20 protein-coding genes and 1 pseudogene are annotated in these 20834 nt (G+C 46.4%); 11 read left to right on the top strand and 10 right to left on the bottom strand.

Annotated features, from left to right (window positions below; all coding sequences use genetic code 11):
• Window positions 1-7 precede the first annotated feature (7 nt).
• Window positions 8-2305, bottom strand: a complete 2298-nt coding sequence (locus tag JK154_RS03350) for an FdhF/YdeP family oxidoreductase (protein WP_211991095.1) — start codon at window positions 2303-2305, stop codon at window positions 8-10.
• Window positions 2306-2545: 240 nt separating this feature from the next.
• Between JK154_RS03350 and JK154_RS03345 the strand changes: the two genes are divergently transcribed.
• From JK154_RS03345 to cybB, 3 genes are all read left to right on the top strand, one after another.
• Window positions 2546-4195 carry a GGDEF and EAL domain-containing protein gene (locus JK154_RS03345; protein ID WP_211991094.1) on the top strand — a complete coding sequence of 550 codons (1650 nt, stop codon included), beginning with the start codon at window positions 2546-2548 and terminating at the stop codon, window positions 4193-4195.
• 180 nt (window positions 4196-4375) lie between these two features.
• Complete coding sequence (locus JK154_RS03340) at window positions 4376-4657, top strand: VF530 family protein (RefSeq protein WP_211991093.1); 282 nt, start codon at window positions 4376-4378, stop codon at window positions 4655-4657.
• A 105-nt stretch (window positions 4658-4762) separates the two neighbouring features.
• Window positions 4763-5299, top strand: coding sequence for a cytochrome b561 (gene cybB / locus JK154_RS03335; protein ID WP_211991092.1), 537 nt, complete (start codon window positions 4763-4765; stop codon window positions 5297-5299).
• A gap of 50 nt (window positions 5300-5349) precedes the next feature.
• Here cybB and JK154_RS03330 read toward each other — a convergent pair whose 3' ends face one another.
• The 3 genes from JK154_RS03330 to JK154_RS03320 form a co-directional block, all read right to left on the bottom strand.
• Window positions 5350-5529: a hypothetical protein gene (locus tag JK154_RS03330; RefSeq protein ID WP_211991091.1), complete on the bottom strand. Its 180-nt coding sequence runs from the start codon at window positions 5527-5529 to the stop codon at window positions 5350-5352.
• A 102-nt stretch (window positions 5530-5631) separates the two neighbouring features.
• A complete protein-coding gene (locus JK154_RS03325; protein WP_211991090.1) occupies window positions 5632-6663 on the bottom strand; it encodes a methionine synthase in 1032 nt (343 codons plus the stop codon).
• 26 nt (window positions 6664-6689) lie between these two features.
• A complete protein-coding gene (locus JK154_RS03320; RefSeq protein WP_211991089.1) occupies window positions 6690-7673 on the bottom strand; it encodes a DUF1852 domain-containing protein in 984 nt (327 codons plus the stop codon).
• Window positions 7674-8056: 383 nt separating this feature from the next.
• Between JK154_RS03320 and JK154_RS03315 the strand changes: the two genes are divergently transcribed.
• The 3 genes from JK154_RS03315 (at window position 8057) to JK154_RS03305 (ending at window position 10029) form a co-directional block, all read left to right on the top strand.
• Window positions 8057-8353 (top strand): hypothetical protein, encoded by a 297-nt coding sequence (locus JK154_RS03315; RefSeq protein WP_211991088.1) that lies wholly within the window; start codon window positions 8057-8059, stop codon window positions 8351-8353.
• Between the two features lie 255 nt (window positions 8354-8608).
• Complete coding sequence (locus tag JK154_RS03310; RefSeq protein WP_211991087.1) at window positions 8609-8884, top strand: metal/formaldehyde-sensitive transcriptional repressor; 276 nt, start codon at window positions 8609-8611, stop codon at window positions 8882-8884.
• A 26-nt stretch (window positions 8885-8910) separates the two neighbouring features.
• The gene (locus JK154_RS03305) at window positions 8911-10029 is read left to right on the top strand and encodes an S-(hydroxymethyl)glutathione dehydrogenase/class III alcohol dehydrogenase (RefSeq protein ID WP_211991086.1); all 1119 of its coding nucleotides are present in this window, start codon (window positions 8911-8913) and stop codon (window positions 10027-10029) included.
• A 65-nt stretch (window positions 10030-10094) separates the two neighbouring features.
• On the opposite strand, the gene JK154_RS03300 is transcribed toward JK154_RS03305, so the two are convergent.
• The 6 genes and pseudogenes from JK154_RS03300 to JK154_RS03275 all read right to left on the bottom strand — a co-directional run bounded on the left by JK154_RS03300 (window position 10095) and on the right by JK154_RS03275 (window position 14663).
• Window positions 10095-11186, bottom strand: coding sequence for a hypothetical protein (locus JK154_RS03300; RefSeq protein ID WP_211991085.1), 1092 nt, complete (start codon window positions 11184-11186; stop codon window positions 10095-10097).
• A 224-nt stretch (window positions 11187-11410) separates the two neighbouring features.
• On the bottom strand, window positions 11411-11647 hold the full coding sequence (locus JK154_RS03295; RefSeq protein ID WP_211991084.1) for a DUF2554 family protein: 237 nt from the start codon (window positions 11645-11647) through the stop codon (window positions 11411-11413).
• A 209-nt stretch (window positions 11648-11856) separates the two neighbouring features.
• A pseudogene (locus tag JK154_RS17700) lies at window positions 11857-12054 on the bottom strand (AzlD domain-containing protein); the annotation flags it as partial.
• Between the two features lie 82 nt (window positions 12055-12136).
• Window positions 12137-12259: a DUF2474 family protein gene (locus JK154_RS03285; protein WP_211991082.1), complete on the bottom strand. Its 123-nt coding sequence runs from the start codon at window positions 12257-12259 to the stop codon at window positions 12137-12139.
• Window positions 12259-13272 carry a cytochrome d ubiquinol oxidase subunit II gene (gene cydB / locus JK154_RS03280; protein ID WP_211991081.1) on the bottom strand — a complete coding sequence of 338 codons (1014 nt, stop codon included), beginning with the start codon at window positions 13270-13272 and terminating at the stop codon, window positions 12259-12261. The genes JK154_RS03285 and cydB overlap by 1 nt, the downstream gene beginning before the upstream one ends.
• Window positions 13272-14663: a cytochrome ubiquinol oxidase subunit I gene (locus JK154_RS03275; RefSeq protein WP_211991080.1), complete on the bottom strand. Its 1392-nt coding sequence runs from the start codon at window positions 14661-14663 to the stop codon at window positions 13272-13274. The genes cydB and JK154_RS03275 overlap by 1 nt, the downstream gene beginning before the upstream one ends.
• A 140-nt stretch (window positions 14664-14803) precedes the next feature.
• Between JK154_RS03275 and JK154_RS03270 the strand changes: the two genes are divergently transcribed.
• The 5 genes from JK154_RS03270 (at window position 14804) to JK154_RS03250 (ending at window position 20794) form a co-directional block, all read left to right on the top strand.
• Window positions 14804-16222 carry a PLP-dependent aminotransferase family protein gene (locus JK154_RS03270; protein ID WP_211991079.1) on the top strand — a complete coding sequence of 473 codons (1419 nt, stop codon included), beginning with the start codon at window positions 14804-14806 and terminating at the stop codon, window positions 16220-16222.
• 695 nt (window positions 16223-16917) lie between these two features.
• Complete coding sequence (locus tag JK154_RS03265; RefSeq protein WP_211991078.1) at window positions 16918-17211, top strand: hypothetical protein; 294 nt, start codon at window positions 16918-16920, stop codon at window positions 17209-17211.
• A gap of 99 nt (window positions 17212-17310) precedes the next feature.
• The gene (locus JK154_RS03260) at window positions 17311-17958 is read left to right on the top strand and encodes a YjbF family lipoprotein (protein WP_211991077.1); all 648 of its coding nucleotides are present in this window, start codon (window positions 17311-17313) and stop codon (window positions 17956-17958) included.
• Window positions 17955-18701 (top strand): capsule biosynthesis GfcC D2 domain-containing protein, encoded by a 747-nt coding sequence (locus tag JK154_RS03255; RefSeq protein WP_211991076.1) that lies wholly within the window; start codon window positions 17955-17957, stop codon window positions 18699-18701. Before JK154_RS03260 ends, JK154_RS03255 begins: the two co-directional genes overlap by 4 nt.
• On the top strand, window positions 18698-20794 hold the full coding sequence (locus tag JK154_RS03250; protein ID WP_211991075.1) for a YjbH domain-containing protein: 2097 nt from the start codon (window positions 18698-18700) through the stop codon (window positions 20792-20794). The genes JK154_RS03255 and JK154_RS03250 overlap by 4 nt, the downstream gene beginning before the upstream one ends.
• The last annotated feature ends 40 nt before the right edge of the window (window positions 20795-20834 follow it).

The raw sequence follows: 20834 nt of genomic DNA, 5'->3' as shown, positions 1-20834 counted from the left end.
GATTTCGTCAGACAATTCGCTGTTGAGCCAGGTTCTCACTGGGGGTGAGGGTGACCGGGACAGATTTAGATGCAGGTGTGCCAGTATCTTGTCCAAAATAACTGAGTGGTACTAACGGATTGGTTTCCGGATAGTAGGCCGCCAGATTCCCCCGGGGAATATTATAGGCAACCAGTTTGAAGTGGTTCACTTTACGCTGAATACCATCGTTCCACAGGGTTTCAATATCCACATAATCCCCTGCTTTTAACCCCAATTGCTGAATGTCATCCGGGTGGATAAAGATAACTTCACGCTGCCCGTAAACGCCACGATAACGGTCGTCCAGCCCATAAATTGTGGTGTTATACTGATCGTGAGAACGCAGTGTCTGTAGCGTAAAGCGAGAGCTGTCTCCCCCCAGATACAGGTCTGGCAGAGGAACGCTGCTGAACTGCGCTTTACCACTCTCAGTGTTAAACCGCAGCTCCGCAGCGGCATTGCCCAGATAGAACCCCCCAGGAAGTTCACAGCGGCGGTTAAAGTCGCTGAAGCCAGGGATCGTGGCTTCAATATGATCGCGAATTAAATTGTAGTCACTCGCCAGTTCTGGCCAGTCCAGGTATTTATCCCCCAATACCGCATTTGCAATTCCTGCAACAATAGCCGTTTCAGAACGTTGAGTCTCTGCAATAGGTTTGCCCACTCCTTCTGAGGCATGCACCATACTGAAAGAGTCCTCAACGGTGATAAACTGTGGCCCGGTGGCTTGAATATCCTGCTCGGTACGGCCCAGGGTAGGTAAAATGAGGGAGGCTTTGCCGGGTACGACATGGCTGCGATTCAGTTTTGTACTAATATGAACCGTTAATCCACAGCGCTGTAATGCCTGCTCACTGCGCAGACTGTCCGGGGCCGCTGCAGCCAGGTTACCACCTAAGGCGATAAATACTGGCACATTACCCGCCAACATTGCTTCCAGCGCAGCCACCGCGTGATAACCGTGTTTACGTGAAGGGGTAAAATGGAAGTGCTGTTCCAGACTGTCCAGGAGAGCGGCAGGGGCTTTTTCATCGATACCCATGGTGCGATTACCTTGCACATTACTGTGGCCGCGCACAGGACAAATCCCCGCCCCGGGGCGGCCAAGATGGCCTCCTAAAAGCTGAAGGTTAGTAATTTCACGCACGGTATGCAGGGCGTGCTGGTGCTGGGTTATTCCCATGGCCCAGGTGACGATGACCGCCTTAGCCTCCTGCCAGATTTTTGCCGCATCCCGTAATTGCTGTTCACTTAATCCTGACTGTTGTGTGATGAGTGACCATGGCGTGGCATCAAGCACCGCAAACCATTCTTCAATACCTTGGGTGTTGGCTTCAATAAACGCAAGGTCAAAAATACCTGGCTGCCCCTCGCTTACCAGGGCTCGCTGGGTTTCCAGCAAGGCCTTCGCCATGCCACGAACCGCCGCCATATCCCCCCCGAGGTGAGGCTGGAAGTAGTTCGTACTGATGGCCCCGGAGAGATGAGTAATAACCTCAAGCGGTTTTTGCGGATCAGCAAAACGTTCCAGTCCAGGTTCACGCAGGGTATTGAAGGTTACCACTTTGGCACCATGTTCAGCGGCATGACGCAAACTGTGAAGCATACGTGGATGATTGGTACCAGGATTCTGACCGAAAACAAAAATGGCATCCGTTTTTTCAAAATCGCTAAGTTTGACGGTGCCTTTCCCCACGCCAAGACTGAGTTTTAACCCACCACCACTGGCTTCATGGCACAAGTTAGAACAGTCAGGAAAATGCGCGGTACCCACCATGCGCCCGAAAAGCTGATAAAGATAAGAGGACTCATTACTGGCACGCCCGGAGGTGTAGAGTACTAAACCGTCCGGTGTTGCCATCTCGGCGATATGTTGCGCAATCAGTTTAAAGGCGTCATCCCAGCTAATGGGTTCATAGTGGTCTGTGAGAGGGTTATAGCACAGGGGTTCCGTCAGGCGTCCTTGATATTCAAGAAAATAGTCGCTTTGCTGATAAAGTGTGGACACGCTGTGCTGCGCAAAAAATTCCGCGTTGATCGCACTACGCGTTGCTTCCCAGGCCACAGCCTTGGCTCCATTCTCACAGAAACTAAAGGTGCTTTTATTGTCGTCACCCCAGGCGCAACCCGGACAATCAAAGCCCTTCGCTTTATTCATGCGCATTAAATTACGCATATTCTTTATTGCATGTTTACTGTCAAATACAAAGCGTGCGGTTGACTCTAAAGAGTCCCAGCCTCCCGCTGCCTCAGTATAAGGTTTTATTGCCGATTTAAATTTCATACGACGGCTTCCTGTTTCATTACCAATGGCACGCATTAGGCGTGAAAACGATAAACATAGTTTACTGCAGAACAGGAGGAAACGGTAAAAAGAGTATTTTTAATAGCACATCAAATGATTAATAAAGGAAATAAATTATCCGTCCCGGTGTTCGTACTTATAAGTCCTCATAGCAGGTAAGTACAAAATACGGTAGATTAGTCTCCTTTGTTGTTTACGCTGATACGACATGTAGGTCTGATGAGTTCTGAAAATTTAACTGATATTGCCTATCGCCATTTTATTGAAAGCGTTAAAGATTATGCGATCTATATGCTTAATGTCGATGGTACCGTTGCCACCTGGAATGAAGGTGCTCGTCGTGCAAAGGGCTATACGCGTGATGAAGTGGTCGGTAAGTACTACGGGCTCTTTTACAGCGAGTCAGATCAGAACAACGATTTGCCAGCACGAAACCTGGAAATGGCCACAAAGAATGGGAAATTTGAAGGCGAAGGCTGGCGCTATCGAAAAGATGGTCGTCGTTTTTGGGCCCATGTCATTATTGATGCTATTTATGATGAAAATAATATCCTGCTGGGTTTTGCCAAAATAACCCGAGATATCAGTGAGCAAAAAGAGGTCATTGATAAAATTTCCTGGATGGCGCGTTTTGATACGTTGACGGGCTTGCCTAATCGGGTTGAATTTTTCACGTTTGTAGAGAAAATATTTCTTGAGTCTGACTACAGTCGGGTAGCTGTTTGCACGGTTGATTTAGATAAGTTTAAAGAAATCAATGATGCCGAGGGGCATTTAGTCGGTGACCAGTTGCTACAGCGGGTTTCAACAGCGGTTCAAAAAATACTGAAACAGGATGAAATTGTTGCCCGTTTTGGCGGGGATGAATTTGTTGCCGCCAAGCCTTATAACCACGATAGTGAATTGATTGATTTCACCGACAGGCTTTATGCCTGTTTCAGTGGAAAACAGTCATTTGCTCATTCTGAAATCAATGTCAGTGCCAGTATCGGCGTGGCAGTTTATCCTGACGATGCGACCGAAATTAATAAACTTATCAGCAACTCTGATTTGGCGATGTACCGCGCCAAAGAGAATCTGGATACCAAAGTGTGCTGGTATGAAAAGGATATGGATGAGAAAACCCGCCAGCGTAATATGCTGGCTGCGGATATTCGGCGGGGTATCAAGGAAGGTGAATTTTTTATTCATTATCAGGAAAAACGTGCCATCAAAGATAAGTCTATCACTGGTTATGAAGCCTTATTGCGCTGGAATCATCCCGAAAGAGGTTTGATCCCTCCTGATGTTTTTATCCCGATTGCGGAAGAGAGTGGCGCGATAGTCCCCCTTGGGTATTGGGTTATCGAAGCGGTTTGTAAGGAATCACTGGCCAATAAACTGGATAAGAAAATCTCCATCAATATTTCGCCGGTACAGTTACGCAACAGAAATTTTATTGAAAAAGTTCGGGAAATTTTAATGCGTACAGCCTGGCCAATAACCTTGCTGGAATTTGAAGTCACAGAAACCGCGTTTATTATCAATAAAAAACTGACGTTCAATATTCTTAATCAGTTCCAAAAAATGGGGATAAGTATTGCCCTGGATGATTTTGGCACGGGGTATTCTTCTCTTAGTACACTGCGTGAATTTCAGTTTGATGTGATTAAGCTCGACCGGAGTTTTTTGACCCATGTTGAGTCCAACCAACAGGCGCGTTCGTTTGTTCGGGCGATAATTTCACTGGGTAACTCAATTAATACACCATTGATAGCTGAAGGTGTTGAAACCACGGAACAGCTACGCATCCTCGAAGAAGAAGGATGCACGGAAATCCAAGGTTTTCTTTTTGGTCAACCTGTTGATATAAAAGAAATTAATCGCTGAGTGCCCACAGGGTGATCTCTTCTTTTTGTTGCCCTGTGGTTTTTCCATGATCTTCGAATATTGCACTATATTGCTTAATGTACTGATACCTATTGTGAAAAATTCTGCCATGACGTGAGTTGCATAATACTTTCACCCTCAGTAAGGTGTGCCCATCGATCACGTCATGCAGGTCCCACAATGGCAACGCAACAGAGTAACGATCCCTTACATGGGGTGACACTTGAGGCTTTATTAAACGCACTCGTGGAGCATTATGGCTGGGCCAGGCTCGCGCAAGAGGTCAAGATTAACTGCTTTAAGAGTGATCCCAGTATCAAATCCAGTCTGAAGTTTCTGCGACGTACCCCCTGGGCCCGTAAAGAGGTTGAAACGCTCTATCTTGACATGCTGGAAGAGGCGCCCAAGTATAATGAGGCCATTTCCGCAGAGGGCCCCTGGGCGAACTGGCATAAAAAATAGGTCATAACACTGATGCGCCTGAAGCATCAAATTACAGGGTGAGCGCGGTGTTGCCCACTGACGCCATTCCCATCAGCATTATTGGTATAATGTCAAAGGTCGACTATGCGTAGTAAATACACGACATTACAGATTTCAGTGCACTGGCTGGTATTTTTACTGGTAGTTATGGCTTATTGTGCGATGGAGTTACGGGGTTTTGCTCCTCGTAGTGACCGGCCACTTTTTAACGCGATTCACTTTACCTGTGGTATTTCTGTGCTGGTGCTGATGGTTGCCCGTTTGCTGGTGAGAGTGCGTTACCCGGCACCGCCTATTGTCCCTAAACCCCATCCGGCCATGACAGGGGTATCGCATTTGGTTCACACCCTGATTTACCTGTTGTTTATCTGCCTGCCTGTGCTGGGATGTCTTGCGGTTTATTATCGAGGCATGGAGTGGCATGCTTTTGGCCTGACTATGCCTTTTCGCCCCGAAGCGGATGAGGATGTGGAGTTTGCCCTTAAATCCTGGCATGGGGTACTCGCGAATACCGGGTATTTCCTGGTGGCGATTCATGCGGGAGGCGCACTCTTTCATCACTATTTTATCAAAGACAACACATTATTGAGAATGATGCCGAATAAAGGAAAGCGCCCGTAAGCTTCCCGGCTGACATGAATTTCAGATGTTATCCATTAGGTGATGAGAGGCTACTGGCGCGATTGTTCGCATTGCTGTCGTAATGCTGCTGCCGCGTCAGGAGAGAGTGGTGCCGTCATCATTGTACGGTACTTCATACATGCACGGGTTTCTGGTATTGGGGCATGGGAGGCGGCACAACCAGCCACCATAAGGGAAAGCGTGATGATCAATGGGGGAAGATATTTCATGTCAGATTCCCTGGAGTGTCTGGAATACGCGTACCCGGCCGGAAGCAAAACGATGACTTCATTCCGACTTGATACGCGTTACCTTAGCTGAGACTGACGAGGTTACTGCCCTAAAATCTCTTTGCGGACGATATCCGCGCCAGCGGTTAACGCCTGTAATTTACCTCTTGCTACCTGACGAGGTAAGGGAGCCATACCACAGTTGGTGGAAGGATAGAGCTTATCCGCATCAACAAACTGTAAAGCTTTACGCAGTGTACTGGCAACTTCTTCTGGCGTTTCAATAGTGTGATTTGCCACATCAATGGCACCGACCATGACTTTTTTACCACGAATAAGTTCAATTAAGTCCATAGGAACGCGTGAATTCTGGCACTCCAGTGAAATAATATCGATGCCTGAAGTTTGCAGTTTAGGGAACGCTTTTTCATATTCACGCCACTCTGAACCCAGCGTTTTCTTCCAGTCAGTATTGGCTTTAATACCGTAACCATAGCAGATATGCACCGCGGTTTCACATTTAAGCCCTTCAATGGCGCGTTCCAGGGTGGCAATACCCCAGTCATTAACCTCGTCAAAGAATACATTAAACGCGGGTTCATCAAACTGGATAATGTCGACACCGGCAGCTTCCAGCTCTTTGGCTTCCTGATTCAGGATTTTTGCAAATTCCCAGGCCAGTTTTTCGCGACTTTTGTAATGATTATCATACAGTGTATCGATCATCGTCATCGGCCCTGGCAGAGCCCATTTAATAGGCTGGTCAGTGAGCTTGCGCAGGTAACGGGCATCATCAACAAAAACAGGCTGCCGACGGGCGACAGCACCGACGACAGTCGGCACACTGGCATCATAACGATTACGAATTCTGACGGTTTCACGTTTCTGAAAATCAACACCATCCAAGTGTTCAATGAACGTCGTCACGAAATGCTGGCGGGTCTGCTCCCCATCACTGACAATATCGATACCAGCAAGCTGTTGATCCTGAAGCGATAAACGTAAAGCATCGTATTTGCCTTCGACAAGTATCTGATCTTGCAATTTCCATGGCGACCAGAGTTTTTCCGGTTCTGCCAGCCAGGAAGGTTTAGGCAAACTTCCCGCAGTGGACGTAGGTAATAATTTTTTCATTACAGGTGACCTTATCTTTTTAATTATTAAAGCGTGTAATTATCTGACCACTGTTCAAGCAGCGCTTGATGGGGCGTGATAAACAATTCTTTAACAAACAACCCCTGTTCAATCGCCAGTTGGCTGCGTTCTTCCCGATCATAAACAATGCGTGTTAGCGAATAATCCTGATGTTTCAGGCTGGGTTGAAAAGCCTGCCCGGCAGCGGAGTTTGCATTGTAAATTTCAGGGCGATAAATTTTCTGGAACGTTTCCATGGTACTGATCGTGCTGACAAGTTCTAGGTTGGTATAATCACTCAGCAAATCACCAGCAAAATAGAATGCCAAAGGTGACACACTTCCCTGAGGCATGAAGTAGCGAACGTTTAAGCCCATCTTCTTGAAGTAGTCATCCGTTAAAGAGTATTCATCTTGCTGATATTCGATGCCCAACACGGGGTGCTGATTCGCGGTACGGTAATAGGTTTTGGTGTTTGAAACACTGAGGCAGATAACCGGGGATTTATTGAAGTTTTCTTTATAAGTATTTGAGTTTATAAAGCTCTTGAACAGATTACCATGCAGAACACCAAACTTTTCAGGTACACTGAATGAAGGCTTGTCTTTGTTGTGTTCTAACAACCAAACGCTAAAATCATAATCCCTTAAATAAGAGGAGAAATTGTTTCCAACAATTCCTTCAATGCGCTCACCTGTTTTTCTGTCAACAATAGTCGTTTTCAATATTTCAATCAATGGCAGAGGATCATGGGTATTTTCAGCATTCAGTGCGATCTCCGCAGAGATAATATCCAGTTCGACAGCATAGCGATCGGCTTTCGGGTTATCCCAATGGATCAGGGAATTAAAGCGATTATCAATCATCTTTAAGGTATTGCGCAGGTTTTCCTGACGGCTTTCACCCCGAGCCAGGTTGGCAAAGTTGGTGGTGATCCGCGTATTGTCTGAAGGATGATAATTTTCATCGAAACGGATGCTTTTAACTGAAAATGTAAAATCGTTACTCATCTTTTTTGTACCTTAATACTGAAAAGGAAGCTGAAGTTATCTCTTGTGCCATTCTGAATGGCCCCATTTTCTTTCTGGTTATATTATTCAGCCGTCTTCAGATTCTCTATAATTAACAATAGAGTGTATCTTATGCCTGACTCATGGCTCGGGTAAAAGTGATTTAATTTCATTTCTGCATGAGTCATCTTCATGATTTGCTGTATACCAGGACAGATCATCCCCTCAAAAAATTTTAGATTTATAATTTATTTGATGTAGATCAATACGTTGAGTTTCAATCGTTCCTGAAGTGCGGTCAAGATAGGGGGAGGAGGGGCTATGTTAGTCAGTCTTTATCGTGATGTTAAATATGGGGCGTCCACTGGCCGGGAGGTACTGCCGTGAAAATAGCAGCCATGTTATTCGTTTTTCTGTTGGCGTCATGCTCTGCTCATAAGATGCCAGACAGGGCTGGTAATACTGAGCGTCTGATAGTCAGTTACTCGAAGGAGAGCAAAAGTGAGATTCTGGCTGATGTCATTAAAAATGGGATTCCGGTGGTTTATGATCTGCAAAATATGAATATCATCGTGCTGAATATTCCTGAAGAAGACGCAGGGAAAGAGATCAAACACCTTGAAAGCATGAAGGGGGTACTTAGTGTTCAGAAAGATGATGCGATGGTGATTCTCCAGTAAATCTTACCCGGGATAGTATCCTCAGTATCACCGTGCTGGACTTTTTATGCCTTTTTTGATTGATAAAACTATTATCTTCAACGAATTAGTGTAGCAACCAAACAGATTATGCCAGGACAAATCGTTAGTAAAACATCCCTTTTGGATGGTCAGACTTTTCTTGATTAATATGAAGTTAATGGCTTTGGACATTTATGTTTTACAGGGACGGATAATTTTTGGTACTATACCCCCCTACAGTATGGAGAGGCATCTATGCCACACTCAGACAAAGATAAAAAACGTATTCTTACTCGTGTCAGACGTATTCGTGGCCAGGCTGAAGCGCTGGAACGAGCCCTCGAAAGGGGAGACACCTGCCTTGATATTCTGCAGCAGATTGCTGCTGTGCGGGGGGCTGCCAATGGGCTGATGGGCGAAATGATGGCCATTCATCTTAAAGATGAACTCGTCAGTGGTGAGACCACTGAACAGCAGCGATCTTTGCGAATGGCAGAAATTGACAGTTTGATTCGTTCTTATCTGAAATAGAAACCCATTTACCAACGGAAAATATAATGAAATCACGTGCAGCAGTGGCCTTTGGGCCAGGAAAACCACTGGAAATAGTTGAACTCGATGTCGCGCCACCTCAGCGCGGTGAAGTACTGGTTAAAATCACCCATACGGGGGTTTGTCATACGGATGCGTTTACATTATCAGGGGATGATCCTGAAGGCGTATTTCCTGCCGTACTTGGTCATGAAGGGGGCGGTATTGTGGTTGAAGTGGGGGAAGGTGTCACCAGCCTGAAACCTGGCGACCATGTGATCCCACTTTATACGGCCGAATGTCGTGAGTGTAAATTCTGTAAGTCAGGTAAAACTAACCTTTGCCAGGCGGTTCGTGCCACACAAGGCAAAGGCTTGATGCCGGATGGCACAACACGTTTCTCTTATAATGGCGAGCCAGTCTATCACTATATGGGGACCAGTACTTTTAGTGAATATACGGTGGTGGCAGAAATTTCACTGGCGAAGGTTAACCCAGAAGCGCCATTGGGAGAAGTCTGCTTGTTAGGGTGTGGCGTCACGACGGGGATTGGTGCCGTACATAACACGGCCAAAGTACAACCCGGTGACACGGTAGCCGTGTTCGGGCTAGGTGGGATTGGTCTGGCGGTTATTCAGGGAGCCGTGCAGGCGAAAGCAGGGCGTATTATCGCTGTCGATACCAACCCGGAAAAGTTCAAACTGGCACGTGAAATGGGAGCCACTGACTTTGTTAATCCACTGGACAGTGACAAACCGGTTCAGGATGTTATTGTTGAATTAACCGATGGCGGTGTTGATTTCAGTTTTGAGTGTATCGGTAATGTCAACGTGATGCGTGCAGCATTAGAGTGCTGCCATAAAGGATGGGGCGAAAGCGTCATCATCGGTGTGGCTGGGGCGGGGCAGGAGATTAAAACTCGCCCATTCCAGCTGGTTACCGGTCGCGTATGGCGTGGTTCAGCATTTGGTGGTGTTAAAGGCCGGACTCAATTACCCGGTATGGTTGAAGATGCAATGGCGGGTAAAATTAATCTTGACCCTTTCATTACCCATCGTATGCCTCTGGAACAGATAAACGAAGCATTTGATCTGATGCATGAAGGTAAATCTATTCGTACCGTGATCCACTTCGGTCAGGAATAATAGATTAATGGTTCCCCGGGGCTCCGGGGAACCATGCATTCAAAACCAGGAGGCTAACATGTCAGTCATGCGGCAGTATGATATTTTTCATATTGTGATATAAGATGTTGTTTTCTGAATTCAAAATCAGCAATGTTTATTTCAGCGATGTCGCTGACTTTTTTGTTATATTCCTTGGTTACTGCGCCAAATACTCCGTTCACTTCGCCCGTTAAATTCATCTGTTTGAATCTCTCATAATGAGCCGGGTCAGGAAAAAACTGATTAATTTGCTCATACGTGAAATGGGGTGTGCGCCGGCCATTTTTCAAACAGCCCTCGTGGTCAATTGAAAAAAGTTCGCAGTCATCACGAACAATGATATTTGCATAGGTCGTTGAATTTATTTTTGCATGAGGATGGTTTATCAGGTAATGAAATATGGGTAACTTGGAATCACGATAATTTTTTATAAAAGAGTGATGATTGGGTAATTCACTGAACCCATAAATAATATTTGTATGATCCGTCGCATTATTCTCAATATATTCTGAAATAACCGTCGTGTTTTTGACACTGGCATTGGTTAACATCCAGCTTTTAGGCACATTGACATTAAGCCTTTTACCCAGTGCTGCGATATAGACTTCCATTGTGGCATCTATCTGTTGGTACATTCTGTCTGCTTCGTGGATGACGGCATCGGCAGCAAAATCTTTCACCACTAGCTGGCCTTTGGTGGACGTCGAGTAGAGTAGCGTTGAGTTTGTTGAGCTCATATCTTTAACGTAATTAGCACTAACCAGCCCATAGCAAGTGAGATCCTCCGTAATTTCAAACGGCACAGAAATGAGCATGGTCTGTGGTTTTGCTTCCATATACGGGGAACCCGTGAGTATCCCAAATTCGGCATGTAAACCATTTGTGTAGAAAGGTTCTTTTTTTATCAAAGATGTGGGAGTATTTTCAATCGAATTAATATGTGAACAAAGAAGATCGGTACTGCCCGTTATCGGTTTTGATAATACGGATGCATAAACAGCACTGTTCGTGCTTTCCCGATTAATGGCATCATATGGCATGCTATATATTTCAGACGATGGTTTTAATTGACTGGCTCCCAGCCTTTCAGGCAATGTGTAGTTATTATTTACCTGTGCGTTATTTATTTCTAACATTCTGTAAAGTCCTTTTTATTCTTGCTGGAAAGGCAATGCTAATTCATCGCGTGCTCATTATCATATGAAAAACAATTGTGTTAATTATGTATGAAGTCATATTTTTTTATATTACATATCGTGCATCTGTCATGCTGTATTTAAAATGAAAACTCGAGTAGTGGATGAAATGAAAAAAGAGTCAGGTTGGTGGCAGAATATGTATTAATTAAATCATTGCGCATTCAACGAACGAATAACCGGGGCGTTCCCCGCAGGTGCTTTCGATAGCGTTCTCTAAAATTTTCTGCGGAATTATGTGCGGTGACGCGGATTTCCTCACTGTCGGCATTATGTCGTAATTGTGCATCAGCACTCTGCACATAGAAATATTTATGTCCCGGGATGCCCGCCATCGTCTGACCCGAAAAGAGGGCTAGAATAATAAGTAACATATTGATGTTATGACGTATTTTAATCATAAATAAGGTTCCCCGGAAAGTGATGCCACTAATCTATCGGTCATTCACGAGGTTATCTAGCGGGGTTTTCAAAAGTGATTAAAAGTTTTGTCAGTATCCTGAAAAGCATTCACTGGGGTTGTTGCAATATGCATAGTAGCGCCCTTGCAGAGGCCGCTACTACGATTATCAGAAAGGGAGTAATGGGTTCTCTTTTCTGGCATAAGCCAGGGAATGCCCAGAAAACGCAGTGAAGCGGTGACGACAGCTGCAGAGAGGATCACAAATATGAGGGGAACTTTACGCCGGGCAAGAATGATGGCCACCGAAATACCGGTTAAACGAGCAAATCCAGCAAAGTGATCACTTTCAAAAAATGCTGCTGCCAGGGCAACAGAAAATAGCAGTGTGGTTGCAGCATCATTGAGTTAGCGGCAATGATCGTTGAACAGAACTGATCACCTGTCCGATGCAATAATGCCGCGCTCGGGAAGGCGCGGCATTTTTTTACTAACTGGTCAAGCCAGCGGAATGCATTAATAAACGGAACAGGCTACTGACTGCAGCCAGAGCAAGGACGCTGGCTGCCCATAATCCCACCATCCACAATACGCGTTTTAGTGTCTGATTCATCAATGATACCCCTCACCGTGTCTGACTTTACCCCGAAAAACGTAGTAACTCCAAAAGCTGTACACCAGGATAATTGGAATGATGAACAGGGCGCCGACTAGCATAAAGCCTTGACTCTGTGTCGGGGCAGCAGCGTCCCATAAGCTGATATCAGGTGGAATGATATTCGGCCAAATACTGATACCCAGGCCACTGAATCCAAGAAATACCAACCCCAGGGTGAAGATAAAGGGCAAAGCGTGGGGCGTTTCGGGGCGGGCAATGCCCCGCCAGAGTAGCCAGCTACAAAGCAATACACAAACGGGCACAGGAAGTAAGTAGTAAACATTCGGTGTGCTAAACCAGCGTCCGGCTATTTGTGGGTGCTCAAGCGGTGTCCAGGCACTGATAACGGCAAAGATAACCAACAACGATAACAGCAGAACGGGGGTCAGGACACGCATCTGGTGTTGCAGTGGATTTTCACTTTTCATCACCAACCAAGTTGCACCTAACAGGGCATAGGTCACGACTAATCCCAGGCCACAAAACAGGTTAAAAAACGTCAGCCAGTCTAAGGCCCCACCCGTGAATTGGCGTCCGGTAACATGAAAACCAGAAATAACCGCGCCGACCACCACTCCCTGACAGAATGTGGCTAATATGGAGCCTACCTGAAAAGCCAGATCCCAAAATGGGCGATGAGTTGGCGTGGCATTAAAACGAAACTCAAAAGCGACACCGCGAAAGATTAACCCGAACAACATTAAACTCAGTGGTAATGTCAGAGCGTCAATAATAATTGCATAAGCTAATGGAAAAGCACCAAATAGCCCTGCGCCACCCAGCACTAACCAGGTCTCATTACCATCCCATACGGGCGCTACGCTGTTCACCATGGCATCCCGGCTGGTTTTGTCACGAATAAAGGGAAAGAGAATACCGATTCCCAGGTCAAATCCATCCATAACGATATACATCAGGGTGGCAAAAACGATAATCACGAACCAGATAACAGATAAATCAATGCCCATTAGCGTAGCCCCTCTTTAGTCAGGGTTATCTTCTCATCATGTTCTGACGACGTATTGGTGGAAAAATGTTCAGGGGGGAGTGGGCCTTTCTTGATCAGTCGTATCATATAGCTGTAACCGACACCGAATACTGACATATAAATGATAAAGAACAGTATGAGGCTAATGGTCATTTGCAAATCACCATGTGCAGATACAGCATCTCGAGTACGCATGACGTTATAAACGACCCATGGCTGGCGGCCGACCTCAGTTGTCACCCAGCCGGCTAAAATAGCGATGAGTCCCGATGGCCCCATCCAGAGGGCAAAATGCAGGAAGCGACGATTACTGTATAAACGGTCTTTATAGCGTAGCCACAAACTGATTACCCCCAGTAACAGCATCAGCATGCCCAGCCCGACCATAATGCGGAACGACCAGAAGACAATGCCGACAGGCGGGCGGTCTTCTTTGGCAAAAGAAGTCAGGGCGGGGACCTGTTTATCCAGGCTATGGGTAAGGATAAGACTCCCCAGGGCTGGAATACCGACAGAATAAAGGGTTTTTTCTTGTTCCATATCGGGAAAACCAAACAGCAGGAGGGGCGTTGCTTCTCCGGGTTTATTTTCCCAGTGACCTTCGATAGCTGCAATTTTTGCTGGCTGGTATTTCAAGGTGTTCAAACCATGCATATCACCAATGAAGGCCTGGATGGGCGTGACGATGACCGCCATCCACAGAGCCATAGAAAACATGGTGCGAATCGCCGGAGTATTATTGCCGCGTAGCAGATGCCAGGCTGCAGAAGCGCCGACGAAGAAAGCACTGCTCAGAAATGCGGCCACGGTCATATGCAATAAACGGTAAGGGAATGACGGGTTGAAGATAACTTCCAGCCAATTTTCCGGAACGACCTGGCCGTTAAGAATGCTGTAACCTTGTGGTGTTTGCATCCAGCTGTTGGAGGCGAGGATCCAGAAAGTGGATATTATGGTCCCGAGGGCAACCATGCTGGTGGCGAAGAAATGTAGCTTTGGGCCAACACGATTCCAGCCAAACAGCATCACACCAAGGAAGCCGGCTTCCAGGAAAAAAGCGGTCAGAACTTCATAGGTCAGTAATGGGCCGGTGATACTGCCGGCGAACTGTGAGAAACCGCTCCAGTTAGTACCAAACTGATAAGCCATCACGAGGCCTGAAACAACGCCCATACCAAAGTTCAGGGCGAAGATTTTTGACCAAAACTGATAAAGGGAGCGATATACCGGATTGTTTGTCTTTAACCAGAGACCTTCAAGCACAGCAAGGTAGCTGGCAAGACCAATTGTTATTGCCGGGAAAATAATATGGAAGGAGACCGTAAAAGCAAACTGGATCCTTGCCAAATGAAATGCGTCTAAAGCAAACATGCCTACCTCTGGACCAAAAAAGACTTGGTCATAGTAATGTTATGCGGGAAAAGTTATCAGAGACAGAAAAGTGATATTTGACTATAACAGTTGCAAAAAAAAACGTTATTTTGTTAGCCTGATATAAGTGAGGAAAACAAATGAAAAAATATCAGCGACTGGCAGAACAAATTCTTGAACAAATAGCGATGGATATCTGGAAACCAGGGGATCGCTTACCTTCGTTACGTGAACAGGTGCGGCACAGCGGGATGAGCTTTATGACGGTAGGCCATGCCTACCAGCTTCTTGAGAGCCGTGGGGCTATCGTGGCACGCCCGCAGTCTGGTTATTATGTTGCTTCCCGTCCCCGGTCTAATCATCATCATGGGCAACAAGTGACACGCAATGAAGCCGTGGACATCAACACCTATATTTTTGATGTGCTGCAAGCCAGTTGCGATGCTACGGTGGTACCTTTCGGCTCCGCCTTCCCGGATCCTCGACTCTTTCCTTTACAGCAACTCAATCGTTCCTTATCTACCGTCAGTAAAACGGCGACGGCAGTGAGCGTGATTGAAAACTTGCCGCCAGGTAACTCAGCATTACGTCATGCGATTGCACAACGTTACGCACAACAAGGTGTCCCCGTCTCTCCTGATGAGATTGTGATCACCGCAGGCGCGCTGGAAGCGCTGAATTTGAGTCTGCAAGTAGCGACCCAACCAGGAGACTGGGTGATTGTAGAAAATCCTTGTTTCTATGGTGCCCTGCAGGCACTGGAGCGACTGGGCCTGAAGGCTCTGGCGATAGCAACCGACCCTGTCACGGGGATTGATCTGGATGCCCTGGAGCAGGCCCTGGAGCAGAATCCGGTTAAAGCCTGCTGGCTGATGACAAATAGCCAGAATCCTCTGGGGGTCACCTTGACTGTGAATAAAAAGCAGGCATTAATGCGTCTGCTCGAACGTTACCAGGTCACTGTCATTGAGGATGATGTCTACAGTGAACTCTATTACGGACGAGAACGGCCGTTGCCATTGCGTGCGTTTGATGAACAGGGGATCACTTTACACTGCTCTTCTTACTCAAAATGCCTGGTAGCCGGGTTCCGCATTGGTTGGGTTGTTGCGGGGAAATATGCGCGTCGTATCCAGCAACTTCAGCTGATGAGTACCTTATCCACGAGTTCACCCATGCAACTGGCGCTGGTGGATTTTTTAGCAACTCGTCGCTTCGATACCCATCTACGACGATTACGCAGAACGCTTGCCGAAAGAAAACAACAAGTCTTGCTGGCACTGAGTCAGCATTTTCCCCCAGAAGCGAAAATTCATCATAGCGAAAGTGGCTATTTTCTGTGGGTGGAACTCCCAAAACAGATTGATACCCGACGGCTTTATCAACAGGCGTTGAGGTATAACATCAGTATTGCTCCCGGCAGGATGTTTTGTACTGATGATTGCTGGGATCACTGCTTCCGTCTGAATGCGTCATGGAGCTGGGGAGAGCGAGAGCAACAAGCCATCATGACACTGGCACGATTAATTGCGCAACAAATGGAACCAGGATCGGTTTGAATATTTTCAGTGAAGGGAAAGGTAATAAGACAAGGGGAATATTTTCATTTTTATCTTGTTGCCTGATACAGGATCCCGCACCCAGAAATATTCCAGCGAGGGCTGGTGTTGTCAAATGCATAAAAAGTACCCTGCGTAAATTATAAATATACTTAAGGCGCTAATTGGTGCGGTACTTGGAGTTATTTGGAGTGCTGAAAGTAAGAATATTACCTACTAATGGTATGGTTTTAAGTCTGCGCCATAGTGGGGGAATCACTTCACTCATGATGCTTCATTTTAAGTGTCTTGATTTTTATATGATTATGCGGCCAAATCAGGATATTGAACTATTTATTCCATTTCTGCGTGAAGGCGACGGCAGTATGCGTTGTTTTTGAGCATTAGCACCTAATATTGTCTATTTCAGTTGTATTTTGATATTTATGGAATTATATTTCTTGAAAAAATTATTTACCTTTCTTCTCAAAAATCACCTGGTTATACATTTACGTTTTGACCGGGCCCGGGTGGAGAAGAGATTGTTTTAATCTGTATGCAAAACTCTTTAAAGCGAGCTTAAAGTGTGTTCAGCCAGTGTCTGTTTAAGACTGACATTTTTTGTTTCTAATGGGCACCACTTAATTGGGGGTATTACCCAATACCATGGCCTGAACGTCAGGCTCTCTTTGTTTACCACTGAATAAGGAACGTATATGAAAAAAGCAATCTATGTTGCTCTGACAGCGATCGCTTTGGCGACATCGCCGGTTGCTATGTCTGCAACTGAAGGCGCAGCAACTTCTGCAGGTACTGCAGGTTCTACTGTAAGTTCTTCAGGTGCTGCAGCTACTGCAGGTGGTCTCAGTGCATCAGCAGTTAGCGTCGGTACTATCAGTACTGTTGCTGCTGCTGGGTTTGCGGCAGCCATCGCTGGTGTTGCGATTGCAGCAGCGAGTGATAGCTCCTCTTCCAATCCAAACACGACAACGACGACTGCAACTCGTTAATCCGACGTGTTAAATGAATCTCGTTAGCTAATCAGGCTTAACGGTTCAGACCCGGAGGTAGCCTTACTCCGGGTGTATTGTCTTAACAAGGGAAGTCCGGTGCGCCTAATTGTCTTAACTTTTCTCGTGTTACTCACGGGATGTACCCCAAGTCAGCAAGGGATGGTCGATACCCTCAATAGTGCGATCTGGGGAGTAAAAGACGCCAGCGTCACTGATGAACGAATCGAATCCATCCCTTTCTCCACGATGTATTTACGACTTAATGATGGGCCACGCGTGTTGGTTGGCCTTGGGTATATTGAGCAGGATAATAGTAAGTGGCTCTCCCAGGACAATGCTATGCTGGTCACGCATCAGGGGCGTTTGCTAAAAACAGTTAAACTGTATGGTAGCAATCTGTCAGAGGTGCGGTTCACCACCCCCGACCCACTCATTAATGCCAGTAAATTAAAGAATGGTCAGACTTGGTCACGCACTATTTTGTGGACGGAAGGTGACCAGCGCCGTTCTGCTGCACTCACCTCACATTTTACCCGGTCGGAAACGGATCAAGTATTAACGATTGCCGGAGAAGCAATACCTTGTCAGGTTTGGTATGAGGATGTGCAATCTCTTGCCCCTGATAGCCGGTGGAGAAATATTTTTTGGATAGATAGCCGAAATGGCCAGGTACGCCAAAGTCATCAGATGTTGGGTGCCGGAATTTATCCCGTTGAAATGACCATGCTGAAACCTGCGCCATGAATAAACTAACCCATCTCCTCTTCGGTTGTTCACTTGGAATATTGAGTGCATGTGCCTCTGCTACCGGAACGGTAACTCTGGATAACGGGCATTACACTGAACCACAACGTATTGATAATCTTCTAACGCTATCCCAGCTAGTTACCCATCCTGCACTGCCGAAGAATATCTGGTGGGCCGGAGCTGTGATTGCGAATCAAGCCGCAACTGAAAAAGCAGAGCAGGATAAGCACAGGATTCTTACCCGCCTGGCTGCCTGTAAAGTGGACGCCTCACCAAAACAGGCTGTTATGCTGCAGTCAGTCATTGATCAACTGAAAAACATTAAGGTTACGGGGCGTCTGTTCACCCCCCTGGATCCTGATGCCGTTCGCAGCCTTAGTGGGGCAGATGTTGCCCTGGAAGGTGAATACCAGCTCTACACTCGTCTGCAGCCTGAAACGGTACTTTTGATGGGGGCTCTTAGTGCGCCAGGCCCAGTGAAGTGGCAGCCAGCGACCAGCGCCAGTCATTATCTCGACTCACAAGAGCGACTGTCAGGTGCAGACCTCAGTATGGCCACGATTATTTATCCTGACGGTAAAACAACCGCCGTGCCGGTTGCCTACTGGAATGACCTGCACCGTGAAGCCGTGCCAGGCAGCATTATATGGGTTGGTTTTACACCCTGTGCAGATAACGAGGCCGGTAAACTATTACAAGATGATATTGTTTCATTGCTAACTCGTCGGGTTCCTGATTGATGAAAAAAGTCCACGTTCTCAGTTTCCTGGCGCTGGCCGTTTCTACTGCCTGTCATGCCGATGGACAAACCTATCCGGATCCTGTGTTTTACTCCCAGTCTGATTTTGGTGGCACGGGGTTGATGCAGTTGCCTACTGCACGTATTGCCCCTGAAGGTGAATTTAGCCTGAGTTACCGTAATAACGATCAGTACCGTTTTTATACCACGTCGATTGCACTGTTTCCCTGGCTTGAGGGGACTATCCGCTATACGGATGTTCGTACCGAGAGATATAGCCAGAATACAGCGTTCAGTGGTAGCCAAAGTTATAAGGATAAGTCTTTCGATTTTAAAGTACGGCTGCTGAAAGAGAGTTATTACCTTCCTGAACTGGCTTTTGGCAAACGAGATATTTCCGGCACCGGGTTATTTGATGGCGAGTTTTTTGTTGGCAGTAAGCGAGCAGGGCCACTGGATTTCACGCTGGGAATGGGCTGGGGCTATATAGGTAATAGCGGCAATGTGACGAATCCCCTGTGCCGGGTTTCGGATAAGTACTGTCATCGTAGTGAACTGCATGATGCGGGAGATATCAGTTTCGATGGTATGTTTAAAGGCCCTGCATCCATCATCGGTGGGGTTGAGTACCAGAGTCCCTGGTATCCTTTACGGCTGAAGCTTGAGTACGATGGCAACGACTATAAAGGTGATAAATCTAAAAATATTCAACAGTTTACCCATTTTAACTTTGGGGCTGTTTACCGGGTCACTGACTGGGCTGATGTTAACCTCAGCTATGAGCGTGGTAATACGCTGATGTTTGGTTTCACTTTACGTGCAAATCTTAATGATCTACGCCCGGTCAACAAGGATAACCCGAAACCGGCTTATCACCCGGAAATTACAGAGAATGCGCCTTCTTACACCGCAGTAGCCAATCAGCTGACCCAGCTGAAATATAATGCCGGTTTTGATGACCCGGAAATTAAGTATCACGATAAAACCCTTTATATGTCAGGCCAGCAGCAACGTTATCGTGATCCTCGAGAAGCGGTTGATCGTGCCAACCGAATTTTGGTCAATAATTTGCCAGCAGATGTCGACACAATTAACGTCACACAGACTAAAATGCATTTACCTCTGGTGACCACGGAAACGAATGTTGCAAGCCTGAAAAAGGAACTGGCGGGTTATCCGTTAGGTCATGAAGATAAACTGGAACAAAAACGCATTGAGCCAAACGATCCCGTACCGGATGAACGGGGGTATCGCATTAAGGCATCTCGTTTTAACTACGCTTTTGAACCGAAGCTGATTCAGTCATTAGGCGGTCCGGAAGATTTCTACATGTACCAAATAGGCGTGATACCGAGCGCCAGTTATTGGGTGACTAACCACTGGCTGGTGGACAGTGGGGTATTCATCAATATTAATAATAATTACAACAAGTTTAACTCATCACTTTTACCTTCAGATTCAAATTTACCGCGAGTGCGCACCCATATACGTGATTACGTTCGTAATAATGTATATATCAGCAACTTACAGACTAACTACATCACTGATCTGGGGCATGGCTTCTATGGACAGGCGTATGGTGGTTATCTTGAAATGATGTACGGTGGCGTGGGCGCAGAGCTGCTCTACCGCCCACTGGACAGCCAGTGGGCTATTGGTATTGATGGCAATTATGTGAAGCAGCGCGACTGGAACGACATGATGCGCTTCAATGATTACAGTGTAAAAACAGGCTTTATCACCACTTACTGGACGCCATCAGAACTTAATGGTGTTGTGCTAAAAGTGGCCGTTGGGCAGTATCTGGCCGGGGATAAGGGTGTCACTGTCGAGATGGCTAAACGGTTCGACAGTGGGGTTCAAGTGGGTATCTGGGGTGCTAAATCTAATGTCTCAAAACAGGACTATGGTGAAGGTGGATTCAGTAAAGGTTTCTATATTTCGATACCTTTCGATTTGATGAGCGTTACCCCGGACCAGAACCATGCGGTGATTTCCTGGACGCCACTTACCCGTGATGGGGGACAGTCTCTTAACAGAAAATATCGACTCTACGATATGACCTCCGAACGTGAGTTACCGTTAGGCCAGTGATCAAGGTAATGATGTACTACAAACGTCTCTATTCACGGGT

Source organism: Citrobacter sp. JGM124 (assembly GCF_018257795.1).
Classification (GTDB): domain Bacteria; phylum Pseudomonadota; class Gammaproteobacteria; order Enterobacterales; family Enterobacteriaceae; genus JGM124.
The sequence above is the reverse complement of the archived record's forward strand: the minus strand, read 5'-3'. Positions and strand labels throughout refer to the sequence as shown.